This is a genomic window from Sulfuricella sp. T08 (assembly GCF_000971475.1).
Taxonomy (GTDB): Bacteria; Pseudomonadota; Gammaproteobacteria; order Burkholderiales; family Sulfuricellaceae; genus Sulfuricella.
In genome coordinates this window covers 65,207-90,689 of sequence record NZ_DF967539.1, presented here as the reverse complement: position 1 = coordinate 90,689, position 25,483 = coordinate 65,207, and the positions used below count along the sequence as shown (strand labels likewise).

23 protein-coding genes and 1 pseudogene are annotated in these 25,483 nt (G+C 57.3%); 9 read left to right on the top strand and 15 right to left on the bottom strand.

Annotated elements, in window-relative coordinates; translation table 11 throughout:
- Window positions 1–407 (bottom strand): annotated as a pseudogene (locus SCT_RS09740) (sulfite reductase, dissimilatory-type subunit alpha); the annotation flags it as partial.
- Between the two features lie 494 nt (window positions 408–901).
- On the opposite strand from SCT_RS09740, the gene SCT_RS09735 reads away from it, so the two are divergent.
- From SCT_RS09735 to SCT_RS09715, 5 genes are all read left to right on the top strand, one after another.
- Window positions 902–1,132, top strand: coding sequence for a hypothetical protein (locus SCT_RS09735; protein ID WP_237759654.1), 231 nt, complete (start codon window positions 902–904; stop codon window positions 1,130–1,132).
- Window positions 1,133–1,152: 20 nt separating this feature from the next.
- The gene (gene cas6, locus SCT_RS09730; protein ID WP_059422274.1) at window positions 1,153–1,773 is read left to right on the top strand and encodes a type I-MYXAN CRISPR-associated protein Cas6/Cmx6; all 621 of its coding nucleotides are present in this window, start codon (window positions 1,153–1,155) and stop codon (window positions 1,771–1,773) included.
- 50 nt (window positions 1,774–1,823) lie between these two features.
- The gene (locus SCT_RS09725; protein ID WP_059422272.1) at window positions 1,824–2,153 is read left to right on the top strand and encodes a TusE/DsrC/DsvC family sulfur relay protein; all 330 of its coding nucleotides are present in this window, start codon (window positions 1,824–1,826) and stop codon (window positions 2,151–2,153) included.
- A gap of 83 nt (window positions 2,154–2,236) precedes the next feature.
- Window positions 2,237–3,094: a sulfurtransferase gene (locus tag SCT_RS09720; RefSeq protein WP_059422271.1), complete on the top strand. Its 858-nt coding sequence runs from the start codon at window positions 2,237–2,239 to the stop codon at window positions 3,092–3,094.
- Between the two features lies 1 nt (window position 3,095).
- Window positions 3,096–3,677, top strand: a complete 582-nt coding sequence (locus tag SCT_RS09715) for a hypothetical protein (RefSeq protein WP_059422269.1) — start codon at window positions 3,096–3,098, stop codon at window positions 3,675–3,677.
- A gap of 69 nt (window positions 3,678–3,746) precedes the next feature.
- On the opposite strand, the gene ppdK is transcribed toward SCT_RS09715, so the two are convergent.
- Entirely contained in the window at window positions 3,747–6,539 is a 2,793-nt protein-coding gene (gene ppdK, locus SCT_RS09710; protein WP_059422267.1) for a pyruvate, phosphate dikinase, read from the bottom strand.
- A 528-nt stretch (window positions 6,540–7,067) separates the two neighbouring features.
- Between ppdK and SCT_RS09705 the strand changes: the two genes are divergently transcribed.
- Window positions 7,068–7,823 carry a pentapeptide repeat-containing protein gene (locus SCT_RS09705; protein WP_059422266.1) on the top strand — a complete coding sequence of 252 codons (756 nt, stop codon included), beginning with the start codon at window positions 7,068–7,070 and terminating at the stop codon, window positions 7,821–7,823.
- Window positions 7,824–7,830: 7 nt separating this feature from the next.
- Here SCT_RS09705 and parC read toward each other — a convergent pair whose 3' ends face one another.
- Window positions 7,831–10,224 (bottom strand): DNA topoisomerase IV subunit A, encoded by a 2,394-nt coding sequence (parC, locus tag SCT_RS09700; protein WP_189799655.1) that lies wholly within the window; start codon window positions 10,222–10,224, stop codon window positions 7,831–7,833.
- Window positions 10,217–12,187 (bottom strand): DNA topoisomerase IV subunit B, encoded by a 1,971-nt coding sequence (parE, locus tag SCT_RS09695; RefSeq protein ID WP_059422264.1) that lies wholly within the window; start codon window positions 12,185–12,187, stop codon window positions 10,217–10,219. Before parE ends, parC begins: the two co-directional genes overlap by 8 nt.
- A 114-nt stretch (window positions 12,188–12,301) precedes the next feature.
- Here parE and SCT_RS09690 point away from each other — a divergent pair, with 114 nt between their 5' ends.
- The 3 genes from SCT_RS09690 (at window position 12,302) to msrB (ending at window position 14,738) form a co-directional block, all read left to right on the top strand.
- Window positions 12,302–13,291 carry a serine/threonine protein kinase gene (locus SCT_RS09690; RefSeq protein WP_059422258.1) on the top strand — a complete coding sequence of 330 codons (990 nt, stop codon included), beginning with the start codon at window positions 12,302–12,304 and terminating at the stop codon, window positions 13,289–13,291.
- 36 nt (window positions 13,292–13,327) lie between these two features.
- Window positions 13,328–14,017 carry a YceH family protein gene (locus tag SCT_RS09685; protein ID WP_059422255.1) on the top strand — a complete coding sequence of 230 codons (690 nt, stop codon included), beginning with the start codon at window positions 13,328–13,330 and terminating at the stop codon, window positions 14,015–14,017.
- Window positions 14,018–14,276: 259 nt separating this feature from the next.
- Complete coding sequence (gene msrB, locus SCT_RS09680; protein ID WP_059422250.1) at window positions 14,277–14,738, top strand: peptide-methionine (R)-S-oxide reductase MsrB; 462 nt, start codon at window positions 14,277–14,279, stop codon at window positions 14,736–14,738.
- Window positions 14,739–14,901: 163 nt separating this feature from the next.
- Here msrB and ccmI read toward each other — a convergent pair whose 3' ends face one another.
- The 11 genes from ccmI to SCT_RS09625 all read right to left on the bottom strand — a co-directional run bounded on the left by ccmI (window position 14,902) and on the right by SCT_RS09625 (window position 25,475).
- On the bottom strand, window positions 14,902–16,194 hold the full coding sequence (ccmI, locus tag SCT_RS09675) for a c-type cytochrome biogenesis protein CcmI (protein WP_059422243.1): 1,293 nt from the start codon (window positions 16,192–16,194) through the stop codon (window positions 14,902–14,904).
- Entirely contained in the window at window positions 16,191–16,655 is a 465-nt protein-coding gene (locus tag SCT_RS09670) for a cytochrome c-type biogenesis protein (protein ID WP_059422241.1), read from the bottom strand. Before SCT_RS09670 ends, ccmI begins: the two co-directional genes overlap by 4 nt.
- Entirely contained in the window at window positions 16,652–17,176 is a 525-nt protein-coding gene (locus SCT_RS09665) for a DsbE family thiol:disulfide interchange protein (protein WP_059422239.1), read from the bottom strand. The genes SCT_RS09670 and SCT_RS09665 overlap by 4 nt, the downstream gene beginning before the upstream one ends.
- On the bottom strand, window positions 17,173–19,098 hold the full coding sequence (locus tag SCT_RS09660; RefSeq protein WP_059422235.1) for a heme lyase CcmF/NrfE family subunit: 1,926 nt from the start codon (window positions 19,096–19,098) through the stop codon (window positions 17,173–17,175). Before SCT_RS09660 ends, SCT_RS09665 begins: the two co-directional genes overlap by 4 nt.
- A complete protein-coding gene (gene ccmE / locus SCT_RS09655) occupies window positions 19,098–19,559 on the bottom strand; it encodes a cytochrome c maturation protein CcmE (RefSeq protein ID WP_059422231.1) in 462 nt (153 codons plus the stop codon). The genes SCT_RS09660 and ccmE overlap by 1 nt, the downstream gene beginning before the upstream one ends.
- Window positions 19,543–19,764, bottom strand: a complete 222-nt coding sequence (gene ccmD / locus SCT_RS09650) for a heme exporter protein CcmD (protein ID WP_237759653.1) — start codon at window positions 19,762–19,764, stop codon at window positions 19,543–19,545. Before ccmD ends, ccmE begins: the two co-directional genes overlap by 17 nt.
- Window positions 19,761–20,504 (bottom strand): heme ABC transporter permease CcmC, encoded by a 744-nt coding sequence (gene ccmC / locus SCT_RS09645; RefSeq protein ID WP_059422224.1) that lies wholly within the window; start codon window positions 20,502–20,504, stop codon window positions 19,761–19,763. Before ccmC ends, ccmD begins: the two co-directional genes overlap by 4 nt.
- 66 nt (window positions 20,505–20,570) lie before the next feature.
- Window positions 20,571–21,245 carry a heme exporter protein CcmB gene (ccmB, locus tag SCT_RS09640; RefSeq protein WP_059422218.1) on the bottom strand — a complete coding sequence of 225 codons (675 nt, stop codon included), beginning with the start codon at window positions 21,243–21,245 and terminating at the stop codon, window positions 20,571–20,573.
- Window positions 21,242–21,859, bottom strand: coding sequence for a cytochrome c biogenesis heme-transporting ATPase CcmA (ccmA, locus tag SCT_RS09635; RefSeq protein ID WP_059422216.1), 618 nt, complete (start codon window positions 21,857–21,859; stop codon window positions 21,242–21,244). Before ccmA ends, ccmB begins: the two co-directional genes overlap by 4 nt.
- A gap of 268 nt (window positions 21,860–22,127) precedes the next feature.
- Complete coding sequence (locus tag SCT_RS09630; protein WP_059422213.1) at window positions 22,128–22,838, bottom strand: OB-fold nucleic acid binding domain-containing protein; 711 nt, start codon at window positions 22,836–22,838, stop codon at window positions 22,128–22,130.
- A 402-nt stretch (window positions 22,839–23,240) separates the two neighbouring features.
- Window positions 23,241–25,475, bottom strand: coding sequence for an MtrB/PioB family decaheme-associated outer membrane protein (locus tag SCT_RS09625; RefSeq protein WP_059422207.1), 2,235 nt, complete (start codon window positions 25,473–25,475; stop codon window positions 23,241–23,243).
- Between the last annotated feature and the right edge of the window lie 8 nt (window positions 25,476–25,483).

Genomic DNA, 25,483 nt, shown 5'->3' with positions numbered 1-25,483 from the left:
CCCTGGAACATGATATCGCCAGACTGGCCGTGGAAGGCAATCAGGCCTGAACCGTGCCGCTCCCACACATCGGCCATCTTGCGCAGCAGGTCGGTGGTGTAGTGCATGCCCGCAGCTGGCTGGATGCGCAGGGTGTGGAACTCGGCCGCATCGGGATAGACATGTTTCTCGTTCTCGTCCTTGAGCTCGGAAAAACGCGGGATTACGCCGCCGCCATAGCCGAACACGCCAACGGTACCGCCCTTCCAGTAACCTTTTCTGGTCGCGTAGGATGTTTCCAGCTGACCCATCAGGTCAACCATCATATCGTTGTCATTAGCCAGGCGCTTGAGGCCGGTCACAAAGCTGGGCCATGGGCCGCTTTCCAGCTCGTCAAGCATAGGCGTGTCGTGTTGTTTCTTAGCCATAGTTTTTTAATCTCCAAAAAAATTGAAACGGACGCAAGTTCCAGTCCTGCACGGCAAAGTTGCCAGCATCCTGAATTAATAAATTCTCAAAAAGCCGGCGGCCAATACCCCGCCCGCTCCGCACGCTCCTTTATGATTTGCCTCATTCCACAAAAAACTAAAGGAACCGCGTCACCAACCTAAATACTACCGCCAATAAAGAATGACTTTCTATCGTCCTTCACGGGTGGCGCATACTACCCATCTGGGTTATGCGCCACCCCCCTGCTTGGGATATAACCTGGCCGCCTCTTGATTCCTGACCACCCTATCCCCATATAATACTGCAACGATATGTATACGATCCAATACATACACAGAATCTTGAAACCGTTGTTTCCATATCGAGACTCATCAGTTTGCTAAATATTTGCAGCTAGGTCAAGTAACGACTTGCTTTGCATCTTTGTGTCTATATTTTGAGCAGCGTCTATATTTAAGGATAGGTTCACACAATGGCAATGGAAGAAACCACAAAACTCGACAAATTTACTGCCACGCCATTTCGGCAGGATATTGAGTTACACCACGTTGACCACGAAGCGGGCTTCTCCACGCTGCGCATAAGGATCCGCGAACAAAAGCGTTTCACTATCTTTGATATCGACGAGCATACTGCCGAACATTGGGGGCGCGCCATGCTGGAATGGGCAGAAACCCGCAAGAATGAAGGAGCACTAAAATAGGCTGGCCAATTGAAAGCGGCATGGTCAACCCAGATTTTGACAATGCCGCGGTAACCGAAGTTCACTTTGAACTGCAAGGTACTTTGCTGCCCCGGGATCACGGCTACCCGTTATTCCTCGAACTATCACGCCTGCTGCCCTGGCTACCTGACGAGGCACTGGCTGCAGTTCACCATATCCATGCCGCGGAAACCGGTAAGGATGATCTGCTTATATTAAACCGACGGGCCAAGCTTGTGATACGCGTCCCCATACATCGAGAGGCTGACCTGGCGATTCTATCCGGCCAGACCATCACGATCGGCGGCTTCAAGCTGACCATCGGCAAGGGCAAGACCAAGCCACTGACACGCCACTCTCCACTGTATGCTCACTGCGTCACCACCGGTGGCATGGATGAGGAAGCCTTTGCCAGCGACATCATCCGCATATTAGATGAACTGAAGATCACCTGCCGCTTCATCTGTGGCCGGCGTCAAACCATCACCACCGCCGACGGCGTGGCCTATGGCTACAGCCTGCTGCTGCACGAATTACCGGTGGAACAGTCCATCCTGGTACAGCAGCGCGGCATGGGCGGCAATCGAAAAATCGGCTGCGGCATCTTCATCCCGCACAAATCCACCAACGCTCTGGTGTAGAATACCATTACATTTTTTATCACCCGCAAACTTTCAAAGGAGGAATCACTATGGCATACGAAGTAAACGGCGTTGAGCTTGAAACCGACGAGGAAGGCTACCTGATTGAGCCGAACTACAGCGACGAGATTGTTCCCATGATCGCCGCAGAGGAAGGCCTCGCGATGAACGACGAGCGCTGGGCGGTCGTCAACTACATGCGCGAACAATACAAGGAACATGGCCACACACCAACATTCCGTAACATGCTGAAAGACTGGGAAAAGATTCGCCCCGGCACTGACAGCAAATACCTGTACACACAGTTTCCAGAAATGCCGGCCAAACAGGCTGCCAAGGTAGCTGGTCTGCCCAAGCCTTATGGCAAAGGCGGATACTAACGTCTGGTAATGGGCGATGGGGGATATACCCATCGCCCTGCTCCACTTCTTCCGCATCACCCATACCGATCACCCAACACCCCATGAAGTTCACCACTCTGGTTTCCATCGAGGAACTGGCTCAGCATCTTGACGACCCTAGCTGGATCGTCTTTGATTGCCGCTTCACGCTCACAGATCCGGAAGCGGGTCGGCGCGCCTACCTGCACGGCCACATACCGGGGGCACGCTACGTCCATCTGGACGATGACCTCTCATCCCCGATTACACCCGCCAGCGGGCGCCACCCGCTACCCAGTCCGCAACTTCTGAGCGAAAAGCTGGGGCTATGGGGCGTGGACAGCACCAAACAAGTCGTCGTCTACGATGACAGTTTCGGCTCTATGGCAGTGAGAATGTGGTGGCTATTGCGCTGGCTAGGCCATGACGCCGTAGCCCTGCTCAACGGCGGTCTACCCATGTGGATGCGCCAGAAATTGCCTGTCACCTCTGATCCGTCCAAAATCCTTCCGTCCCAATTCATTCCCCATCTGCAGAGCTCGATGCAGGCAGACGCTACCGAAGTGGATCAGGCTCGGCAAGATTGCAACAGAGTGATTATCGATGCCCGACCTGAAGATCGCTTCAACGGAGAGCGCGAACCGCTGGACAAGGTGGCTGGACATATCCCCGGCTCCATCAACTGGAACTTCGAAGAAAATATCGACTTCGACAGCACCTATCTGCCCGCCGAAGAGTTACGCGAAGCTTACCTCAACCTGCTGCACGGCATTCCCCCGCAACAGGTCATCCATGTTTGCGGTTCCGGCGTAACCGCCTGCCACAATATTTTGGCCATGGAAATTGCCGGATTACCCAGTGGCAAGCTTTACCCCGGCTCATGGAGCGAGTGGATCACCGACTCATCCCGTCCGATCGAAGTCGGCCCTGCAGGAGAATAACATGAGCAAAATACGGATAAAAACCAACTGGTTCAAGAAAGATGGGCAACCGAAGGATCCCGCGGAAACTGCCTCTGTTCTGGCCATGATACTGTGGCGCCTGGCAGACAAATTCACCATAAACCTGTCAAAAGCAGATTACGACATTATCACGCCTGAGCGCGGGTTTGTCCTGATGGCCGAGTTCCTCGCTTTCGAAGTGCAGTACGCCGACCGCCTTGCTTACAATCGCATCGATGACGCAACACGCACTGGCTTCATCCAGGCGCTGGCCAAGCGATTATCCGAAATGATGGAAGAAAACATTCTCGCAATCGCGCCGAATAACGACGAAGGTTACGATTACAAAGCCGGCTTCATCGACCTGCTCAACCGTCGCCTGGTGGATTACGCCACTTTCGACCTGGTTGACGAGAAACCCGGATTCGCCCCGTTGCGCTACCTTGGCAACTGCATCCGCGAAGTCATGGACAAGCGTGACCAGCCGTGGATCATCGACCAGATCATGGACATCGAATCGCCGGAAGCGGTAGAAACCATCAAAAAAACGATGCAGGGCCTGCTGGAAACCGACGAAGAGTAATTCCCCTCTACCCCCAGTAAAAATCTCTCCTATCCTATCAGGGATGAGGCGTCATTTATTATGACTGACTCAGCTCGGATCCTGGTACTCCCCCTCCAGTAGCTTGGCTTGTGCTGCAGCCAGACGCGCGATCGGCACGCGCGGGCCGGAACAGGACACGTAGCTGAGGCCGATGTGGTGACAGAAGTGGATAGATCCGGGATGCCCGCCATGCTCGCCGCAGATTCCCACCTTGAGATCAGGGTTGGTCTGACGCCCCCTCTCAACCCCCATCTTCATCAGCTGTCCCACTCCTTTAATGTCCAGCACTTCGAACGGGTTGTCCTGCAGGATGCCTGTCTCGGTATAGGCCGGCAGGAACTTGTTTTCGGCATCCTCGCGGCTGAAGGAAAAAGTGGCTTGGGTCAGGTCATTGGTGCCGAATGAGAAAAATTCCGCCGTTTCCGCCATGCGCCCTGCGCGTACGCAGGCGCGCACCACTTCGAGCATGCTGCCAAACTTGAATTTCACGTTGATGCCATGGGTCAATTCAACTACCTTGTGGATACGCTGAACGTAGCTGTGGATGCGTTTCAGCTCTTCCACTGTAGCCACCTGCGGCACCATGATTTCAGGGTAGATCTCGATCCCCTCCTTGGCACATAGGGCGGCGGCTTCGAGGATCGCCTGGATCTGCATCGTATAGATTTCCGGGTAGGTGATCCCCAGTCTCACACCACGGTGTCCCAGCATTGGGTTGACTTCCGCCAGGGCGCGCACTTTTTTCAGGATCGTTTCCTTCTTGCTGATCACATCCTCTTCCAGGTGCGATACCTTGAAGGTATGCAATCCGCCCATCAGCTTCAGCAGGCCGTCTGAGTACTGCTGATAGAGTTTCGGATTGAGAAGCTTAAGGGTCTCCGGCAACTCCTCCAGGCCCTTGATGGTGTCGCGTAGCTGGTGCAGGTGAGCGATTTCCAGCTCAAGCTGCGCCGCGGTGGGGAGGAACTCGTGCATCGGCGGATCGAGCAGTCGCACCGTCACCGGCAACCCTTTCATCGCCTTGAAGATGCCCTTGAAGTCGGAACGCTGGATCGGCAGCAGGCGATCGAGTGCAGCTTGGCGCTGCTCCGGCGTTTCTGCCAGGATCATTTCCTGCACGATGGGCAGGCGGTCGGTGCCGTTGAACATCCGCTCGGTGCGGCACAAGCCGATGCCCATGGCGCCAAAACCGCGCGCCTTGGTGGCAGCCTCCGGCGTGTCGGCATTGGCCAGTACCTTGAGGCGTGCCACTTCGTCCGCCCAGGCGAGCAGGGTGGCCATTTCCCCGGAGAATTCAGCCTCTACGGTCGGTACTTCACCGGCGTAGACATGGCCGGTGCCGCCGTCGATAGTGATGATGTCGCCCTCATGCAGCGTGGTTTCACCAATCTGGGCGCTGCGCAATTTGTCGTTGATCACGATCTGCTCGCAACCGGAAACGCAGGGCTTGCCCATGCCACGCGCTACCACCGCCGCGTGCGAGGTCTTGCCGCCGCGGCTGGTGAGGATGCCCTGCGCCTGGAAGAAGCCGTGGATATCCTCCGGCTTGGTTTCCTCGCGCACCAAGATGATTTTCTCGCCGGTACGGCCGCGAATCTCGGCGGTATCGGCATCGAATACGATCTTGCCGGAAGCCGCGCCAGGCGATGCCGGCAACCCCTGCGCCAGCGATTTGCCGTGGAAGTCAGGTGACAGCTGCGGCACCAGCAACTGCTCCAGGATCGAAGGTTCGACCCTCAGCAGCGCGCGCTCCTTCGTGATCAGGCCTTCCTGGAACATTTCCACCGAGGTGCGTACCATGGCGCGGGCGTTCATCTTGCCGTTGCGGGTTTGCAGACAGTAGAGCGTACCTTTCTCGATGGTAAACTCGAAATCCTGCACTTCGTGGTAGTGCGACTCCAGCCGGTTGTGCAGTTCCATCAGCTGCCGGTAGATCTCCGGCATTTCGTCAGCCATCTTGGCGATCGGTTTGGGAGTGCGTATGCCCGCCACCACGTCCTCGCCTTGCGCGTTGGTGAGGTATTCACCGTAGATCACATTCTCGCCAGTGCCGGGGTTGCGGGTAAAGCCTACGCCCGTTCCGGAATCGTTGCCCATGTTGCCGAACACCATGGTGCAAACATTAACCGCAGTGCCGTTGGCCTGATCTTTGGTGATCCTGAATTGCTTGCGATAGTCCACCGCGCGCTTGCCCGACCAGGATCTAAAAACCGCCCCCACCGAAATTTCCAGTTGCTCGTAAGGGTCCAGGGGGAAAGGCTTGCCGCTGTGATGTTCGACGATAGCGAGAAACTCTCCGGCCAGTTCCTTAAGGTGCGCGGCAGTCAGGTCCACGTCCAGCGGTGCGCCATATTTTCTCTTGATCGCTGCCATCCGTTCATCGAAATGTTCGTCGCCGATGCCCAGCGCGATCTTGCCGAATAACTGGATAAAGCGGCGATAGGCATCGTAAGCAAAGCGCTCGTTACCGGTCTGCCTGATCAGCCCCTGCAACGAAATTTCGTTGAGACCGAGGTTGAGGATAGTATCCATCATCCCCGGCATCGACATCGCCGAGCCGGAACGCACCGACACCAGAAGAGGGTTGTCGCCGCTGCCGAAGCCCTTGCCGGCCTTCTTTTCCAGCGCCTGCATGCGGCTCCTGATCTCGTTCATCAGTCCGTCGGGCAGTTGGTTCTTCTCAAGATAGGCTATGCAGGCCTCGGTGGTGATGGTAAAGCCTGGCGGTACATTCAGCCCGATCTGCGTCATCTCGCACAGATTGGCTCCCTTGCCGCCCAGCAACATCTTGTTTTTTCCGTCGCCTTCTTCGAATGAGTAAATATATTCTTTCCCGCTCATGGTCGACGCCCCTTAAAATTATTATGGGTATATATGACAAATTTAATGATATCACGGGGACAAAAAAAAATGCGCCCCACAAAAGCACCTTAACAAATTCTCACCGAGAACATGGCCATATCAAAATCAGCGACATGAAGTGATAAATATAATTATTCGTATATTAATCAATCAATAAAGAATTTATTTAGCCAAAGTAATAAGCAAAAATTTATCTAACTCATTTATATAACATATCTTTCAGTAAACTTTCATGCAAGGTTCTATATCTATGGCACTTTCCTTCCCTGGGGCCATTCCCATCAGGTATAAATACGCCCCTGGTAAATGCCGCACTTTCAGGTACGGGGGCGCTTCTGTATTTATAGAGCAACCTGAAAAAGGTTTATTGATAAGGAATGTCAGGTTCATTATTGCAGAGCAACGAATATAGGCTCGGCCTTATCCTATAATTAGACGTGAGAAATTTGCCTGCGCGTGGCCGCACCGGTTCATGAGGGGAAAATACATCACCGCCAGGAGGCAGTCATGACCATTAAACCCTTACAGATGGCCCTTTTTGCCTTGGGGCTTGCGTCGATCTCCGCAGCTGCGGAGCCGACCTCCGATCGCTGTGCCAACCTTGTCCCCGCCGCCGATCTCTCAGCTTGCGACCTCTCCGGCCGCGCCCTTACCGGAATCGATCTTTCAGGTGCAAAACTTGAAAATGCCAATCTTCGCGGAACTCGACTTGACGGTGCCGATCTGCGCGGTGCCAACCTGAAATGGGCAAACCTCCGCCGCGCTAGACTGCGCAATGCCGATCTCAGGGAAGCGGATTTATTCCATGCCACTTTTGATGAGGCGGACATGAGTGGCGCGCGCGTCGACAAGGCCAATCTTTTCGGCACCAACCTCATTGGTACCCGTGCAATCGGCGCAGACTTTTCCGGCGCCTATCTCAAGGACGTACTGATGGAAGGGATCGACCTGTCGGGTGGCTCCCTGGCGGATACCTACATGCTTCGCGGAGTAATAACCGGGGGGCGATTCGTGAACACCAACCTCTCCCGCGCCGACATGACCGGAGCAAATGCAGAAGACGTTGACTTTACCAATGCCGACCTCTCGGGGACCCGCCTCTTGGGCGCATCCCTGCGCGGCGCCCTGTTCAAGAACGCAAAGCTGAAGGACGCCGACTTCTCCAACGCCGACCTGTTCAATGCCATATTCGACGGCGCCCACGACCTGCCTCCATCTCTGATGGAAGCAGTGGCCAGGCGATTTGGTTTCAAGCCGGAATGATAAAAAATTAGCTCGAAGCCCTGGGCGTTTGCAGCGCCTCGATCTTCAGGTTGACCGGCTTGCCCTTGCGCGCGCGCTTGGCCACCTCGAACTGTGGCGCCTCCTCGATCGCGCGCCCCCTCCTGACGCCTTTCAGCATTAGCGTATCCTCAAAAACGCCAACGAGCTTCAGGCTTTCGCCCTTCTCCAGAGCCATCAGAATCACTCCACGGCCCTTCGGCATTTGCTTGACCTCGCTCAGAGGAAACACCAGCAGCTTATCGCCACTCGACACGCAAGCCACGCAACGCTGGCCGCCTTTTTGTATCCTCGCCGGAGGCAACACCTGTTCGCCTTCATCCAGCGTCATCAGCAGCTTGCCGCCCTTCTGGCGCGAAGCCATGTCCGCGATCGTGGCGACGAAACCGTATCCGCCTGAATTTGACAGCAGCACCTGGTCTTCCGGTTGCCCGGTCATCATGCTGACGATCTTCGTACCAGGCTGCAATCCCACCACGGAACCCGCAGGCACGCCATCACCTTTGCCTCCGGGGATCTGCGAGGCCGTGATAGTGTAGGCGCGTCCGTCCGAGCCGAGCAGGAGCACCGCGTCGGGAGAGCGACACTCGATCGCGACAAACAGCTTGTCTCCCTCCTTGAAGGAGAGCATGACCAGGTCGATGCCGTGCCCCTGGCGCTGGCGCAGCCAGCCCTTCTCGGACAGGATCACGGTCACCGGCTCGTCCAGCACGGCGGCTTCAGACAATGAAGCTCGCCTTTCCGGCTGGATCAGGGTGCGCCGATCGTCGCCGAACTTCTTGGTGTCTTCACGGATTTCCCGCGCAACCAGGGACTTCATCCGGGCCGGGCTAGCCAGCAGGGATTCCAGTTTGGCGCGTTCCTTCATCAGCTCGGCAATTTCCTGCTCGATCTTGATGCCTTCGAGACGCGACAACTGGCGCAGGCGGATTTCCAGAATATCGTCGGCCTGCCGCTCGGACAGCGCATATCGGGCAATCAGGGCGGGCTTCGGCTCGTCGGACTCACGAATCAGCCGGATCACCTCGTCGATGTTCAGGAAAACGATGTGCCGCCCTTCCAGAATATGGACGCGATCGTTGACCTTGCCGAGGCGATGGCCGAGACGCTTTTCCACCGTCGCAATCCTGAACTGGCACCATTCCGAGAAGATCGTAAACAGCGATTTCTGCATCGGGTTGCCATCCAGCCCCACCTGGACGAGATTGAACGAGACCGTGGTTTCCAGGCTGGTGTAGGCGAGCAGGGTACGGGCGAATTCGTCGCGGTCGATACGCGAGCTTTTCGGCCCGAACACGATGCGCACAGACTGCTCCTTGTCCGATTCGTCACGCGCCGTATCGAGCAGCGAGAGCAGCAAAGTCTTGGTCTGCATCTGCCCTTGATCGACGGCCTTCTTGCCGAGCTTGGGCTGCGGGTTGGTCAGGGCTTCGATCTCCGACAGCACTTTCGCCGCCGAAGCGCCGGGCGGCAGCTCCGTGATCACCAGCTGCCATTGCCCGCGCGCCATCTCCTCGAAGACATAGCGCGCACGCACCGCGATCGAGCCACGGCCACTGGTGTAGGCATTACGGATTTCCTGCGGGCTGGAAAGGATCTGACCGCCGCCCGGGAAATCCGGCCCCGGGATCATGTCCAGCATCTGCGCTTCGCTGAACGAGGGCGATTCGATCATCGTCGCCGCCACCTCGCACACCTCGCGCAGGTTGTGCGGCGGCACCTCGGTAGCGATCCCGACACCGATGCCGGATGCGCCGTTGAGCAGCAGGAAAGGCAGGCGCGCCGGCAACACCACGGGTTCTTCGAAAGAGCCGTCGTAATTCTGGCGGAAGGCGACCGTACCGTGGTCCAGTTCGCCCAGCAAAAGCTGTGCGATCGGCGTCAGCCGCACTTCCGTATAACGCATCGCAGCGGCCGAGTCGCCGTCCAGGCTGCCGAAGTTGCCCTGACCGTCGATCAGCGGGTAGCGCAGCGAGAAATCCTGCGCCATGCGCACCGCCGCCTCGTACACCGCACTGTCGCCGTGCGGGTGGTATTTACCGATCACGTCGCCGACGATGCGCGCCGATTTCTTGTGCGGTTTGTCCCACTCGTTGCCCATCTCGCGCATCGCATAGAGAATGCGTCGCTGCACCGGCTTCTGGCCGTCGCGTACATCGGGAATGGCGCGCGACTTGGACACCGCCATCGCGTAGGCGAGATAGGCCGCCTTGGCATAGTCCGCCAGATCGTCCTGTGGTGGTTCGGCAGCAGGCGGTTCGGCAGGAAACTCCGGCGGTACAGGGGGAGACCCGTCGTGCGCCATATCTTCATCCGGCAACACTTCCAATTGTTCGAAAAGATCGGGGGTGTTGATATCGATTACGTCTTTCATCTTACTCATCCGCCTCCACCAGATGTCCCGCTTCTTCCATCCATGCCCGCCTTGAAGCGGCCTCGGACTTTGCCATCAGCTTGTTGAATACTTCCCGGACGTAGCCGGTGAAATCGTCCGTGCGCAAAGTCAGCAGACGGCGCGCATCGGGGTTGAGGGTGGTTTCCCACAACTGCACCGGGTTCATTTCCCCCAGACCCTTGAAGCGCGATACCTGCCACGATCCCTCACGAACCTTGTCGGCGCGCAGGCGGTCGAGCGTGCCTTCCAGTTCGCCGTCGTCGAGGCAGTAAAACTTGCGCGCCGGCTTGTTCTTGCCCTGCGCCGGCACGTCCACCCGGTACAGCGGTGGCTGCGCGACGCAGACCCGTCCGGCGCGGATCAGGGCAGGAAAGTGGCGGTAAAACAGGGTCAGCAGCAACACCTGGATATGGCTTCCGTCCACGTCCGCATCGGCCAGAATAATGACGCGGGCGTAGCGCAGGTTGGACATGTCCGGGATGTCGTCCGGCGCGTGCGGGTCGACACCGAGAGCCACGGCGATGTTGTGGATTTCGTTGTTGGCGTAGATGCGGTCGGCTTCGTGCTCCCAGGTGTTGAGCACCTTGCCGCGCAGGGGCAGGATCGCCTGGGTGTCCTTGTTGCGGCCCTGCTTGGCGGAACCACCGGCGGAATCGCCCTCGACCAGAAACAGCTCGCGCTCTTCCAGGTTGTCGGACTGACAATCGGCCAGCTTGCCCGGCAGCACGGCAACGCCGGAGGACTTGCGCTTCTCGATCTTCTGTCCGGCGCGCTGGCGCGTCTGCGCCGCCCTGATCGAGAGTTCGGCGATCTTTTTTGCCTGTTCCTGATGTTCGTTGAGCCACAGCTCGAGCGGGTCGCGCACCATGGCGGTGACCAGACGCAGTGCATCCCGCGACGACAGCCGTTCCTTGGTCTGCCCCTGAAATTGTGGGTCCAGCATCTTGGTCGAAAGCACGAACGAGATCCGGCTGAACACATCGTCGGCGGTGAGCTTGACGCCTTTCGGCAACAGACTGTGATGATCGATGTAGCTCTTCACCGCGTTGAAGATGCCGTCGCGCAAACCCGCTTCGTGGGTGCCGCCGGAAGGCGTATGGATCAGGTTGACGTAGGACTCGCGCACGATAGGCCCATCCTCGGTCCAGGTTACGACCCATTCCGCGCCCTCGCCTTCAGCAAAAGTATCGTGCGAGGCCGGCGCGTACTTGGCGAATTTCCAGAACAACCCGTCGATCAGATATTCAGACAGTTGCGACCTGAGATAATCGGACAGTCCGTCCTGGTATACCCACTCCTTTTCGTCCTTGATCAGCTCGTTCTTATCCTCGATCTCCAACCTGACACGAACACCCGGCAGCAGCACCGCCTTGGCCTTCAGCACCCGCTCCAGTTGCTGTGGCGGAATCTCGGCGCTGTCGAAATACTGCGCATCCGGCCACACCCGGACCGACGTGCCGGAGGCGCGCTTGGGCGCACTGCAGATCAGCGCCAGCGGTTCGACCACGTCGCCGCCGGCAAACGCCATGCGATGGACTCCGCCCTCTCGGGTGACCGTTACTTCCAGCCGTAGCGACAATGCATTGGTGACAGAAACTCCGACACCGTGCAGCCCGCCGGAAAATTGATAGGCCCCGCCGGCCTTCTTGTCGAACTTGCCGCCCGCGTGCAGCCGGGTAAAGACCACCTCGACCGTAGGCACCCCCTCTTCGGGGTGAATGCCGACCGGGATGCCGCGGCCATCGTCCGTGACTGAAACCGACCCATCACCATGCAGCCGCACCGTAACAACCTTGGCGAAACCGGCCAGCGCCTCGTCGGCCGAGTTGTCCACCACCTCGGTAATGATATGCAGCGGATTGTCCGTGCGCGTATACATCCCCGGCCGCTGCTTTACCGGCTCCAGACCGCGCAGGACGCGGATGGAGGAATCTGAATAGGTCTTGCTCATAATCACCGTTCATGGAAACACGAGTTGCTAGCCGCGAATGATAACGCACAGCCCTCATGGGGGTCTAATTTAAGGCTACAATGTATCCTTTGATTTCGGTGTTAAACAGCCACGGTGAACACGCCCAGCCCGCCCTATCAGGATCTCACCCCGGACCGCATCCTGAATGCGGTGGAAAGTCTGGGCCTGCGCTGCGATGGTCGCCTGCTCGCCCTCAACAGCTACGAGAACCGGGTCTACCAGGTCGGCATCGAGGACACCACGCCGGTCATCGCCAAATTCTACCGCCCACTGCGCTGGACGGATGAAGCCATACTCGAAGAGCACCGCTTCACGCTGGAACTTGCCGAACGGGAAATCCCCGTCGTGGCGCCTCTGGTCGACAAAACCGGGCGCACCCTGCATGAATTCGAGGGTTTCCGCTTCACGATTTCCCCGCGCCAGCCGGGACGGGCACCGGAACTGGACGACCCCGATACCCTGGAATGGATGGGCCGCTTCATCGGCCGCATCCATGCGGTCGGCGCCATCGAACCCTTTGCCCACCGCCCCACGATCAGCATCGAGACCTTCGGCGAGGAGCCCTACCGTTACATCACCGCCAACGGTTTCATCCCGCCCGATCTTGAAGCCGCCTACATCTCCACCGTTGAAGATGCCCTGCAGCGCGTGCGGTCAGCCTTTGCACGCGCCGAACCCGTTGCTCTGATCCGGCTCCACGGCGACTGTCATCCCGGTAACGTGTTGTGGTCCGACACCGGCCCGCACTTCGTCGATTTTGACGACTGTCGCATGGGCCCGGCCATGCAGGACATCTGGATGCTCCTTTCCGGCGACCGCGCCGAGATGACCCGGCAGCTTTCCGACTTCATGGAAGGCTATAGGGAATTCCACGATTTTAACCCGCGCGAACTGCTGCTGGTGGAGGCACTGCGTACACTGCGCCTGATCCACTATTCCGGCTGGCTGGCTCAGCGCTGGAGCGACCCGGCCTTTCCCGCCAGCTTCCCCTGGTTCAACACCCAGCGCTACTGGCAAGACCAGATCCTCGCCCTCCGCGAACAGGCCGCACTAATGGACGAACCCCCGCTGGTTCTGGGCTAGTATCAAGAACGATCACGGCTGACAAGGAAATAACTGATGGATATCGAACTCACCCTGTATGAAGCGCGCGTCATCGGCGCCCTGATCGAAAAGGAAATCACCACACCCGATCAATACCCGCTCTCGCTCAACGCGCTGACCAATGCGTGCAACCAGAAAAGCAATCGCGAGCCGGTCCTGGATCTGGATGAGGCAACGGTTCAGGAAACGCTGGATGCGCTCGTCAAGAGATCCCTGGCCAGCGATCAAAGCGGCTTCGGCAGCCGCACCACGAAATACAAGCATCGTTTCTGCAATACCGAATTCGGCATCCTGAAATTTTCGGAGCAGGAACTCGGCATCATTTGCGCGCTGTTGCTGCGCGGTCCGCAGACTCCGGGAGAACTGCGCACCCACACCAACCGCCTGTGCAAATTCGGCGACATGCAGGAAGTCGAATCCGCGCTGGATCGTCTGATGGAACGTAGCGATGGACCTTTTGTCGCGAAGCTTCCACGCGAACCTGGAAAAAGGGAATCGCGTTACATGCATCTGTTCAGCGGCGACGCGCCAGCGATGGAGTTTTCCGGGAGCACGCACCACGCCGCCGAACTAACCGACGTAGAGCGTGAAAGACTAGACATGCTGGAGCTGCGCGTCAACGAGCTGGAACAGGAAATTGTGCAGCTCAAACTCATACTCGAACAGCTAGGGCCAAAGTCAACCACCGGTTACATGGAAGCCTAGAGTTTGCAAAACACCAACTAGAATAAAATTCCAGGCTACTCCCGACTCAGAGGTAAGCTCATGACAAAAAATCGCAAACCATAGATCAACCAGAAGGAATTCCACAGCGCTGCCGTTGCTATTGAAATTGGAAGCCGCGCCACAAAGTTAGTGTTACAGCAAATTCATATCCTGATTAAGGACGCTTAAAGCTGTGGGCACTAATAAATCGAAACACGCGACGCTGTTTGTGGTCGAAATTATTATAGGAGGGCAGGCAATGGCATGGAACGGCAGTGGATACCGCAAGCCGGACGCGAGCGAACTAAAAAAACGTCTGGATTCGGAGCAATATCAGGTCACTCAGGAAAACGGAACGGAATGGGCATTCCGCAACGCCTATTGGGACAACAAAAAAGAAGGCATCTACGTTGATGTCGTATCGGGCGAACCGCTGTTCAGTTCCCTCGACAAATTCGACTCAGGCACAGGCTGGCCCAGCTTCACCCAACCGCTGGAACCGGCCCATGTAGCCCTGCACGAAGACCGCTCGCACCTCATGGCGCGCACCGAGGTCCGCAGCAAGCTCAGCGATTCGCACCTGGGGCATCTCTTCGATGACGGCCCCGCCCCCACCGGCCAGCGCTACTGCATGAACTCGGCATCGCTGCGGTTCATACCGAAGGAATACCTGGAGAAAGAGGGTTACGGCGAATACCGCAGGCTATTCGACACGAATTAAACCTGGAAAAAGCTATTGAACCGCAGAGGACGCGGAGGCCGCTGAGGAAAAACAAAGCATTGCCAAGTTATGCAGAGTCACCCATCAGGGGAGTGCATTTTTTCATCAAGCATTTGAATTCCTCCGCGTCCTCTGCGGTGAATCGCCGTTTTTAGCTAAACGATCATGGCACGACGGTATCGATAACGATAGCCACACCTTGCTGCCCGAGCTTGACCGGACCGATTTTCCCCTGCAAGTCCCCGCTTTGCGCCATGGGCTGACCCGATTTCGACACACGCGCACTGATCATCACTTCAGCATGATTCGACAGCTTGTCACTCGGCGACATGGACACGGAATCATCCAGTGTAAAGTGGTAAGGGAGCTGTTTGGAGTCGAGCTTCAAGCTGGCTATGGGCATTTTGGGGCCTTGCGGCGCCTGCGCAAAAATAAACACCTTGTCCGCGGGGCTCAACTTGGCGATGAGCTCTTTGCTCACCGTCACCATGCCTGAAATAGCCGCCGCACCCTGCTGCGGTTGTTCTGTTTTTTCACCTGCGCTGCCTTTTTCATTCAGCTGGCTCAAGTTATCCAGACCTCCAAGACTGCCCGCAAGCTTGTCAGCCTCTTCAATTGCAGCCGTAATGTCCTTGACGATATCCGCCTCCGGCGGGATAAGCTTGAGCAACCGACGCCAATACGCAGCGGCCTGAGCAAAATCCTTGCTCTGATAAGCAGCAGACGCGGCAAGATTCAACGTCTTTTCATCGTTCGGATTCAGCTTGAGTGCCTTATTGATCAGCTCCAGCGGCTTGCCCTGCAAACTCTGTCCCTGCGCCATGGCGAGCGCATCGGCATAGTCCGCCAGCAAGCGCGCATCGTCCGGAAGCAGCGCGGCAGCTTTCTCGAACGCCCGTGCGGACTCGTCGAACTTTCCAATAGAGGCATAGCTGCGTGCCAGCATGTACCAGCCGGCAGCATCATCCGGCTTCGCCTTCAGCTTGGCTTCCAGAGCTGCGATCATGGGGGCCGCATCGTGTTGGCCTTGTTCTGCCACCGCCGCCGGAGCTTCGGTGCGTGACGTGAGCAGTGCTTCGGGATTGCCCAGGCTCACATACAATGCGATCGCCAGCACCGGAATCGCTCCGGCCAGCACAAACCCCGGCCAGCGACCTGCCTGGACAGTCGCGACAGGCGCGGATTCCAGCGGCACATCCTCGCTCAGGCGCTTTTCGATTTCCCGCCGGGCATCCTCGTATTGCGCTGCATCCAGATCTCCGCTATCGAGATCCGCCTTCAATTCGGCCAGCTGATCGTAATAGATGGCAACATTGGCCTCTTTTCTATCCACCTGATTCATCCGCCCGGGCCTGACATCACGCCGCAGCAATGGCGGCAAAACGAATGCCAGCGCCACTGCGATAAAGAGGAGAAAGAGTGCCCAGAACAGTGAAATCGTCCAGAAATTGCTCATGATTTATTTCCGTTGTTACCAAGTAGAGCCGCCACGCGTTTCTTCTCTTCTTCGGATAAGGGTTCGTCGACGGGGCGGTTGCCGCGTCGCTTGATATAGGCATAGAGACCACCGACCGCGCCAGTCAGCAGCGCGAACGGGCCGAACCACAACAGCCAGGTCAGCGGTTTGACAGGCGGATTGTAAAGAACGAAATCTCCATAGCGCTGGGTAAGATAGTCGATGACCTCTTTGTCGCTCTTTCCGGCACTCATCTGCTCGCGGATCTCCTGACGCAGATCCTGCGCCAGGTCCGCACGGGAACCCGCCAGCGATTCGTTCTGGCACACCAGGCAGCGCAAGTCTTCGGAAAGCTTGATCATGCGCTGCTCCAGCACGGGATCTGCGGCTACCGGTTTGGCTTCGTCAGCCATGACGGAAAACGGCAGCCATAGGGCGAGCACTATCATCCACGGTCTCATTGCTGCAACTCCTTCACCAGGGGGAGAATTTTCTTGTCCAGGCTCTCGCGCGTCACCGGCCCGGTGTGCTTGTAGCGAATGATGCCGTTTTTGTCGATGAGATAGGTCTCGGGAACGCCGTACACCCCATAGTTGATGCCCACTCGTCCATCGAGATCAACCACAGTCTCCACATAGGGATTCCCGTAGCGATTAAGCACCGCCTGCGCATCGCCCGGCTGGTCCTTGTAGTCCATGCCATAGATCGGCACACCACCCTGCTTAGACAAATCGAGCAATACTTCATGCTCCTGCCGGCAGGAGGCGCACCATGAGGCCCACACGTTGAACAGCCAGACTTTGCCGCGCAGGTCCGCCGGGCTCAGTTGTTTGGCCGGGTCGGACAGTACTCCAAGTTTGAAATCGGGCGCCGGCTTGCCGATCAGAGGCGAAGGCACTTCGCGTGGATCGAGCTTGAGGCCGATGCCGAGGAAACCCACCAGCACGATGAAAATCCCCAGGGGAATCAGGAAACGCTTCATGCTCCAGCCCTCCCTTTCTTGCGCGAGCGATAGCGCCGGTCGGTAATCGACATCGCACCGCCCAGGGCCATCAGCACCGCACCGATCCAGATCCAAACCACGAACGGTTTGTGAAACAGCCGCACGCTCCAGGCGCCGCCATCCAGCGGCTCCCCCATCGCGGTATACAGGTCGCGCGTGAAACCGTAGTCGATCGCCGATTCGGTGAAAGGCATGCCGGACGCCGTATAGGTACGCTTTTCCGGGTAAAGTGTGGTGACCGGCTTGCCATTGCTGCTTACCTCCAGGGTGCCGCGCGCCGCCTTGTAATTGGGGCCATCCACATCTTGCGCCCCCTTGAAAAGGAAGGTGTAACCCTTCAAGGTAATGGTATCGCCCACGTTCATGCGCACGTTGCGCTCGGTCTCGTAGGCCGACACCATGGTGACGCCGATGACGGCAACAGCCACGCCGAAGTGGGCCAGATTCATTCCGTAAAAGTTCGCCGACCACCCGCCACCACCGCGTAAACGGCCTTGCACGTTAATGGCGATACTGATAACGATCCACAGGGCCAGCAAAATACCCAGGGAGACCATCGGCTTCCAGGCACCCAAGGTCAAGGGCAGCAGTAGCGCGACCACAACACTGGCGCCAAAACCCCATTTCAGCCGGGCAGCCAGCTCAGGCACGCTGGCCTGTTTCCAGCGCGCCATTGGGCCAACACCTATCAGCAACAGCAACGGTGTGACCAGGGGCACGAACACGGAGTTGAAATACGGTGGGCCGACCGAAATCTTGCCCAGATTAAGCGCGTCGAGAAACAACGGGTAAAGCGTGCCCAGCAGCACCGCACCACACGCCGTCAGGAGCAGGATGTTATTGGCCATCAGGAAAGATTCACGCGACACCAGCGCGAAACGGCCGCCCAGGCCGACCTGGGAAGCACGGAACGCAAACAGCAGCAGCGAGCCGCCGATAACCACTGCGAGGAAGGCGAGAATGAACAGTCCACGTGCCGGATCGGTAGCGAAGGAGTGCACCGAAGACAGCACGCCGGAACGCACCAGGAACGTGCCGAGCAAGCTCAGGGAGAATGCACCGATGGCGAGAAACACCGTCCACGCCTTGAAGGTGCCGCGTTTTTCCGTCACCGCCAGAGAATGGATCAGTGCCGTACCTACCAGCCAGGGCATCAGCGAAGCGTTTTCGGTAGGATCCCAGAACCACCACCCGCCCCAGCCCAGCTCATAATAGGCCCACCAGCTGCCCATCATGATACCCAAGGTCAGGAATGACCATGCTGCGGTTGTCCAGGGGCGAGACCAGCGCGCCCAACTGGCATCCAGCTTGCCGGAAATCAGTGCGGCCAGAGCGAAAGCGAATGCTACGGAAAACCCGACATAGCCCATGTACAGGATGGGCGGATGTATCACCATGCCCGGGTCCTGCAGCAGCGGATTCAGGTCGGAGCCGTCCATGGCTGCCGGCAACAAGCGGAGGAAAGGATTGGAAGTGATGAGCATGAACAGCAGCAAGCCGCAGCTGACCAGACCCATCACGCCGATCACCCGCGCCACCATGTCATCGGGCAGATGACGGCTGAACAGGGTCACCGCCAGCGTCCACAGGGCAAGGATGAATGTCCACAGCAGCAGCGAACCTTCATGCGAACCCCAGGTAGCGGTAAAGCGATAAATGGGCGGAAGCTTGGAAAAGGAATGTTGCACGACATTCAGGACTGAAAAGTCATTGACCAGGAATGAATAGGCCAGGCAACCAAAAGCGATGGCGACGAAGAGGAACTGAGCGCGTGCAGCCGGCCTGGCAACCGACATCCATGCCGCGTTGTTACGAGCGGCACCCGCCAGCGGCAGGATGCTTTGGGTCAGCGCCAGCATTAACGCCAGCATTAACGAGAAATTACCGAGTTCTGGAATCATTATTTGCTTTCTGGCGGTGGGACTAGGGTTTTCTGGGCTTTTTGCGCCTGCTCAAGCGCACTGGCCGCTTCTGGCGGCATATAGTTTTCGTCGTGCTTGGCCAGTACCTGCGTTGCGACAAACACACCGCTGTCTGTCAGACGGCCTTCCGCCACCACGCCTTTGCCTTCCTTGAACAAGTCCGGCAGCAGGCCGGTGTAATCAACCGAAATGGTTTGCATCGTATCGGTGACGCGGAAATGTGCGGTCACGCCGTCTTTCTCACGAACCAGGCTGCCTTTCTCGACCAGTCCACCCACCCGGAAAGAGCGATCACGAGGCGCCTCGCCCTTGACCACCTGCGTCGGACTGAAGAAAAACACCAGATTGCTGCGAAAAGCATTAAGCACCAGCGCTGCGATAACGCCCAAGGCGATCACCGCGATGGCGACCAATAACAGTTTCTTATGCCGCGATTTCATCGTTACCCTCTTCCTTCTCGACCTTGCCATATTTCACAGTACGTTTTGCCAGCGTCAACGCCTTTTGCCGGTGCGCCCTCAACAACAGGATCTCGCCGACAATCAGGACCGCGGTCACGCCATAGGATCCCCACACGTAAAAGGCATAGCCCCCCATGTGCAAAAATTCCGACCAGCTATTCCAGTGCATGGCTATTCCAGTCATACCTCGGCCTCCACCATTTGCGCCACCCACTGGCTATTTTTCTCACGCTCAAGGATGATGCTGCGCGCCCGGGACAACGCTGCCGCGATGGCGTACATCCACGCGGCCAGCGCCATCACCAGCATGCCCACGAGCATGATGGCGGCCATGCTCGGCGCTTTCGTCATGCTCACCGAGGCACCCTGATGCAGGGTATTCCACCATCTGACGGAAAAATAGATGATCGGCACGTTGACCACGCCCACCAGTGCGATCAATGCACCGGCTCGGTCGGCGCGGCGCGGATCGTCGATCGCCGCCTGCAGCGCCATAAAGCCTAGATACAGGAAAAACAGGATCAGCTCAGAAGTCAGGCGCGCATCCCAAACCCACCATGCACCCCAGGTCGGCTTGCCCCACAGCGCCCCCGTCCACAAGGAGACGAAAGTCAGCATGGCACCGGTGGGGGCAAGAGCACTCGCCATCATGAACGACAGACGCGTATTGAAAGCCAGCCCAAGCGCCGCCCAGCACGCCATCACCACGTAGATGAACATGGACATCCAGGCGGCGGGCACGTGGATGAAGATGATGCGGTAGGCATCGCTCTGCTGGAAATCGGTGGGCGCGAGGACCAGCCCGAGATACAGGCCGGCCACGCAAAAAAGAGCAGCCGCACTGTAAAACCAGGGGATCAACTTCCCGGCAAGGCCGTAGAAAGTCGCCGGAGAGGAATATTTGTACCAGTTTATGCTGTTCATTCTAAACAAGCGCCTTTATACGTTTGCTTCCTCGCCCACTTGTGGGAGAGGATTGAGGAGAGGGCGTTATTCAATCGAAATCCGCAAAGCCGCCGAAACCGCCCACGGCGTCAGCATGAAAGCTAAAATTAAAATACTGCCCAGCAACGAAAGATGGGCTTCCGAACCCAGGCCAGACATCGCACCATCCACCGCGCCGGCGCCAAAAATCAGCACCGGGATATAGAGCGGCAACACCAGCAGCGACACCAGCACGCCGCCGCCGCGCAACCCCAGAGTCAGGGCGGCGCCGATCGCACCGATCAGGGACAGCACCGGCGTCCCGAGCAGCAGCGAAAACACCAGCACGACCAGCGCCTCGTTTGACAGGCCGAACTGAACGCCCAGCACCGGCGCCACGAGAATCAGCGGCACCCCGCTCACCAGCCAGTGCGCCAGTATTTTACCGGTAATCCAGACCACCGGGGGAGTCGGCGTCAAAACCAGCTGTTCCAGCGTGCCATCGGCGTAATCGCTGGCGAACATCCGACCGAGAGACAACATCGCCGCAAGCAGGGCAGCCACCCACACCACTCCGCCACCCATCAATCGCAGCAGCTTGGGATCAGGCCCCACGCCAAGCGGAAACAGGCTGGCGACGATGACGAAAAAAAACAGCACGGTAAGCACATCCCCGCGCCGCCTCATGGCCAGCATCAGCTCGCGCCGCAGCAGTACAAAGACAATCTGCAGCGTACTCATGGCGTCAGTGGCAAGGTTTTGGGCACTATGCCCGTGATCATGACCGGCTGGTGCGTGGTCATCAAAGCCATGCCGCCCTGGCGCAAATGCTCGCCGATTAGAGTCTGCACCAGTTGCAGGGCGGCCTGATCGAGCGCCGTCAATGGCTCATCGAGTATCCATAACTTGGCCTTGACCAGCATCAGACGGGCAAGCGCAACGCGCCGACGCTGCCCTTGAGACAGCGATTTCGTCGGCAGGTTCAAACAATGACCCAAGCCGAGGTGCCCCAGCGCACCTTTCACCTCATCGCTATCCACTGGAATTCCCGCCAGACGGCAGGAAAAGTCGAGATTCTCGGAGGCGCTCAGATCCTCCTTGACCGCAGGCGCATGCCCGAAATAGGCCATTTCGGCATGGTAGGTCTCGCGCGCCGCACCAATCTCTTCACCACGCCACAAAATTTCACCAAACTCGGGCGTCAGCAGGCCGCACAACATGCGCAGCAGGCTGGTTTTGCCACTGCCATTGGCGCCTTGCACCAACAGCAATTCGCCTTCGTTGAGTGTGAAGTTGAGGTGACTGAACAGCGTACGCTCGCCTCGAACACAGGCGAGGTCTTTCCCTTCCAGCATTAATCTATTGCCCAAATCTTGAAAAAAGCATTGTACTGGAAAAATCAAAAAATCTAAGCCCGTAGCGAGCATCTTTCCGTTCTTTATTACTCTCCGAGCTACCCGAAATATCCCGCTGGCAGATGCATTTCGGGGAAGGGTATGGAACGTGCATACCCTTAATTACAATTAGGTAACTACTACTCAAGTCTGAACGATATGCTCAAACCGCCCACAGAATCCGCTCCTTCCCCTTTTTAAGGGGGGAGGAAGATGACGACGCACCCGATCACTGCTGCAGCGTCGCGTCTTCGATGAGCACCTTATACGCATAGCCTGCACCGAAATCCTTGTCGGTGCGGACGACGCCTTTCACCGTCACGACATCCCCGGTCTTGGCCTGACTCATGGTCGTCACGAGTACGTCGTTCGAACCGGTCGCAGCAGAACCTGAGCCATCACGCAGATGGATCCAGTTTTTCCCCATGATCTGCGAGTTGTATTTCACGACTTTGCCGCGAACCAGAACAGGCTTGTCCTTCAGTTCGGCGCCCTTGGTCATGATTTCCGCAACGGTTCGTGCGTTTGCACCGCTGGCCTTGGGAACATGGATATCACCGGTGTCCGGCGTCTTGGCAACGCCGGAGTGAGCCGTAGCCATGTCTTTGCCTGCAGCCTGCGCGCTCCCTCCCGCACCGCCCAAGGTACCGAAGACTATCGTCGGGAAAGTCTTCTTCAGCGCCTTGCTCTCAAAATTGCTCATGACCATCACGTTTTCTATCGTGACTTCAGCGCCTTTCTTGACCGGTGACTTGTTGACCGCAGCCCAAGTCTCGCCGTCCTTGGTCTTGAGGCGGAGGTAGGTATAACTTTCGACGTCCTTGGCCTCGAGGACCTCGCCCTTGACGATGGTGGGCGCAGGCGAAGAAGAGACAGGGGTTTCGCCTGCCCAAACGAATGCGGCAACAACAATCATGCAGATCGCCAACAGGGCTTTCATGTTACGAATACTCCTTTAAACGACATAACAGAAGGCTCTCATCTCTTTAATAACCTCCTGTTTTAGTTATGAACTTAATGATTATCCAAGGTTTGGTAATGGCCGTTTTGCCAGCCACCGGTCCGGGAGGAGAAATTGTACTGGAAAAATGCAACGCCTTTACACCTGCTGAAGCCTGCTTGGGTATTTAAATTTATGCCATCAAGGCGATGCTTTGGCTCCGCGTTATATGAATCTAGAAACACGCAATCCTCAGCGTCCTTTTTGCCCAATAGGTATCAACGCACGCCGCGAATCAGTAACTTTTCCTGGCTCAATAAAAACGGGGCCAGCAACAGCCGTCCCCGTTTTCTTCATCCAACCAGGGAAGAGTCTCGCATGAGCGAGCCACCTCCCTCGAACTTACTTCAACTTGTAAATATACCTTGCCCCAAGGAAAGTCACGTTCTGGTTTTGTTGCATCGATACGGTCGTGTTGTCGGAATAGGCAAATGGCACGCCGTTGTATCCCCAGGTCCATTCGTCCAGCTTCGTGCGTTGGTGTATGAAGTCGATACGGATATCGGCATTTTTCTCCAGCGCATACTTGCCAAACAAATTCAACCTGGTCTGCCGATATTCGACATCCGGAAGGCCGTAAGTCGCTACTTGGGTTGCATTGTTCGTGCTGACGCCGGGAGCCGCCGTTAAACCATACTTGGTGAGGTCATTGATATACGTCAGATCCCCGCCCACCTCGAGTCGACTGCTCGGCTTGCCAACCACCCCGAGACCCACGGTGGTGCTGACATTATCCAGGGCAGCCAGGTAATCGGCCGAGTGGTTTACGTGATCCAGGGTCTGATCGCCCGTAGCCCAATAGCCGGTCAGTTTCCATGCCTCGGACAAGGTATACACCGCGTTAAGGCTGTATGAACGCATGTTGGTATCGCGCATACCCTTAACGCCTGCAGTGGTGTACCGGTCTTTTCCGTCTTCAACGATGAACTGCAGGGACAACTGGTTAAGCGGATCCCAGTCAACCGCCACTCTCACCTTGTCACGCTGGCGATCCGACATGGACATCGGGAAAATTGCCGTGGAAGCCACGCCAACAATGGTGCCGGCAGGGACAATACTGCCATAACCAGCCCCAGCAGCGATAGCTGCAGCACTGGTTTGGAGAGAGTACCAATCCGACCCTTCCCGCTTACTGGTCACATAGCTGACGGCTGCATTGAGCGTATCCGACATGGAGCGCCGCAGTTCGGCACGATAGCCCGTCTCTTCGGTTTTCGCCCGCAACGCCGAAAGGCCGGCGATTTGATCGGTGCTATCGGGATTTCCGCGATCCAGCGTGTCATAATTGACCCCCAGAGTCGCCCGATAGTTGTCTGGCAGCTGATAGCTTGCTTCCAGTTTGCCGGCCAGCCTCTTCGACGAAGTCAGGCCATTGGTAAAGATACTCGTGCCTGCCGCCTTCGTCTCTATGTTGTAGTAGGCGATCGGCGTCTTGTCCTTTTTGTCCTCGTAACGAATATTGGCAAGCAGGGAAAGCTTAGCCATGGGACGTGCTGTCAGGCCGAGCTGGACCAGATTGGTATCCACGACCCCACCCAAGTTGCTGATGCCGGCCGGGGCACCCGTCAGGCCCATGCTACTGAAGTCCTCGTTCTGCGTGGCATGGGTATAGGCGTATTTGAAGGTAGCTCGGGTTGTCGGTGTGAAGGCATAGTTACCAGAAACATAAAGCTGGTGCGCCTGGTTGTCGGGCGGCAGCGCTATGGGCAACCCCATGGTGGTACGCAGACCGGTGTCAAGCGCTGTTGCAGTGCCAATTGGATTGTTTAATGTACCCGGCACAGTTGGCGTCAGAGAGCCGTTTGAGTTGGTGAAGAACGAGCCGTAATAGCCCCCGCTCACCATGAATTTCTCGCCGGAAAAATTCAGTTTGGTCTCGAACTGTTTGGTGGTGGAGTTAATCGGCTCGGGCAGCATCAACAGCGCCCACTGCGTCGTGCTGACGCTACAGGCACCGGCAGCCTTCCAGTCGGCGCTGCAGGCGAAACCTTTGCCGAACAGTCGCGCCCCATCCTTGTCTTCGTTTTTGAAGTTCGCCTCGAACTGGAGGGTAGGGGTGAGCCATTTCTCCACGCCGAAGCTGAGACTCTTGCGCTTGAGATCGAGATTCAGATCCGAGCCAGTTCCCGGGGTTCCCAGCAGGGTGACACTCGGGGTGGTTGTTCCTGCGCCCTGCAGGCCGGTATTGATGGTGCGGATATCATGGCGGGTAATCTCGTTATATTCCGCAGAATACTTCCAGTCACCCTGTTTATTCTGCGAGAAGCGCAGTTCGCGGTTGTCGAGGCCCAGGTTGCGGCCTTCGAAATTCGTCCATAGCCCCGTCGCATCGTCGCGTTTGACGATATCGAAATCCAGCAGGAGGGAGGCGTCATTCTGGCGCATGCCGCTGTATTGCCCGAAGATCGCCCTGTCCTTGCTATCGCCGCTGGCAACGCCCAGCCCGGCGCTGATCGAGCTATCCGGCTTGATGTATTGCGCGATATCCTCCTCGGCGTGCGCCGGCCCGAAGGCCGCGAGCACAGAAAGGACCATGAGTTTCTGGCTGTAGCCAAAATGCTGTTTGGATGTGTTCATCATCGATC

Coding starts and splice junctions, on each gene's coding strand:
- SCT_RS09685 (WP_059422255.1), top strand. CDS start 13,328: ATGGATATCGAACTCACCCTGTATGAAGCGCGCGTCATCGGCGCCCTG.
- msrB (WP_059422250.1), top strand. CDS start 14,277: ATGGCATGGAACGGCAGTGGATACCGCAAGCCGGACGCGAGCGAACTA.
- ccmB (WP_059422218.1), bottom strand. CDS start 21,245: ATGAGTACGCTGCAGATTGTCTTTGTACTGCTGCGGCGCGAGCTGATG.
- ccmA (WP_059422216.1), bottom strand. CDS start 21,859: ATGCTGGAAGGGAAAGACCTCGCCTGTGTTCGAGGCGAGCGTACGCTG.
- SCT_RS09625 (WP_059422207.1), bottom strand. CDS start 25,475: ATGAACACATCCAAACAGCATTTTGGCTACAGCCAGAAACTCATGGTC.
- ccmI (WP_059422243.1), bottom strand. CDS start 16,194: ATGAGCAATTTCTGGACGATTTCACTGTTCTGGGCACTCTTTCTCCTC.
- ccmE (WP_059422231.1), bottom strand. CDS start 19,559: ATGAAATCGCGGCATAAGAAACTGTTATTGGTCGCCATCGCGGTGATC.
- SCT_RS09630 (WP_059422213.1), bottom strand. CDS start 22,838: ATGAAAGCCCTGTTGGCGATCTGCATGATTGTTGTTGCCGCATTCGTT.
- cas6 (WP_059422274.1), top strand. CDS start 1,153: ATGGTCAACCCAGATTTTGACAATGCCGCGGTAACCGAAGTTCACTTT.
- SCT_RS09725 (WP_059422272.1), top strand. CDS start 1,824: ATGGCATACGAAGTAAACGGCGTTGAGCTTGAAACCGACGAGGAAGGC.
- SCT_RS09705 (WP_059422266.1), top strand. CDS start 7,068: ATGACCATTAAACCCTTACAGATGGCCCTTTTTGCCTTGGGGCTTGCG.
- SCT_RS09660 (WP_059422235.1), bottom strand. CDS start 19,098: ATGATTCCAGAACTCGGTAATTTCTCGTTAATGCTGGCGTTAATGCTG.
- parC (WP_189799655.1), bottom strand. CDS start 10,224: ATGAGTAAGATGAAAGACGTAATCGATATCAACACCCCCGATCTTTTC.
- SCT_RS09715 (WP_059422269.1), top strand. CDS start 3,096: ATGAGCAAAATACGGATAAAAACCAACTGGTTCAAGAAAGATGGGCAA.
- SCT_RS09735 (WP_237759654.1), top strand. CDS start 902: ATGGCAATGGAAGAAACCACAAAACTCGACAAATTTACTGCCACGCCA.
- parE (WP_059422264.1), bottom strand. CDS start 12,187: ATGAGCAAGACCTATTCAGATTCCTCCATCCGCGTCCTGCGCGGTCTG.
- ccmD (WP_237759653.1), bottom strand. CDS start 19,764: ATGACTGGAATAGCCATGCACTGGAATAGCTGGTCGGAATTTTTGCAC.
- ccmC (WP_059422224.1), bottom strand. CDS start 20,504: ATGAACAGCATAAACTGGTACAAATATTCCTCTCCGGCGACTTTCTAC.
- SCT_RS09720 (WP_059422271.1), top strand. CDS start 2,237: ATGAAGTTCACCACTCTGGTTTCCATCGAGGAACTGGCTCAGCATCTT.
- SCT_RS09665 (WP_059422239.1), bottom strand. CDS start 17,176: ATGAAGCGTTTCCTGATTCCCCTGGGGATTTTCATCGTGCTGGTGGGT.
- ppdK (WP_059422267.1), bottom strand. CDS start 6,539: ATGAGCGGGAAAGAATATATTTACTCATTCGAAGAAGGCGACGGAAAA.
- SCT_RS09670 (WP_059422241.1), bottom strand. CDS start 16,655: ATGAGACCGTGGATGATAGTGCTCGCCCTATGGCTGCCGTTTTCCGTC.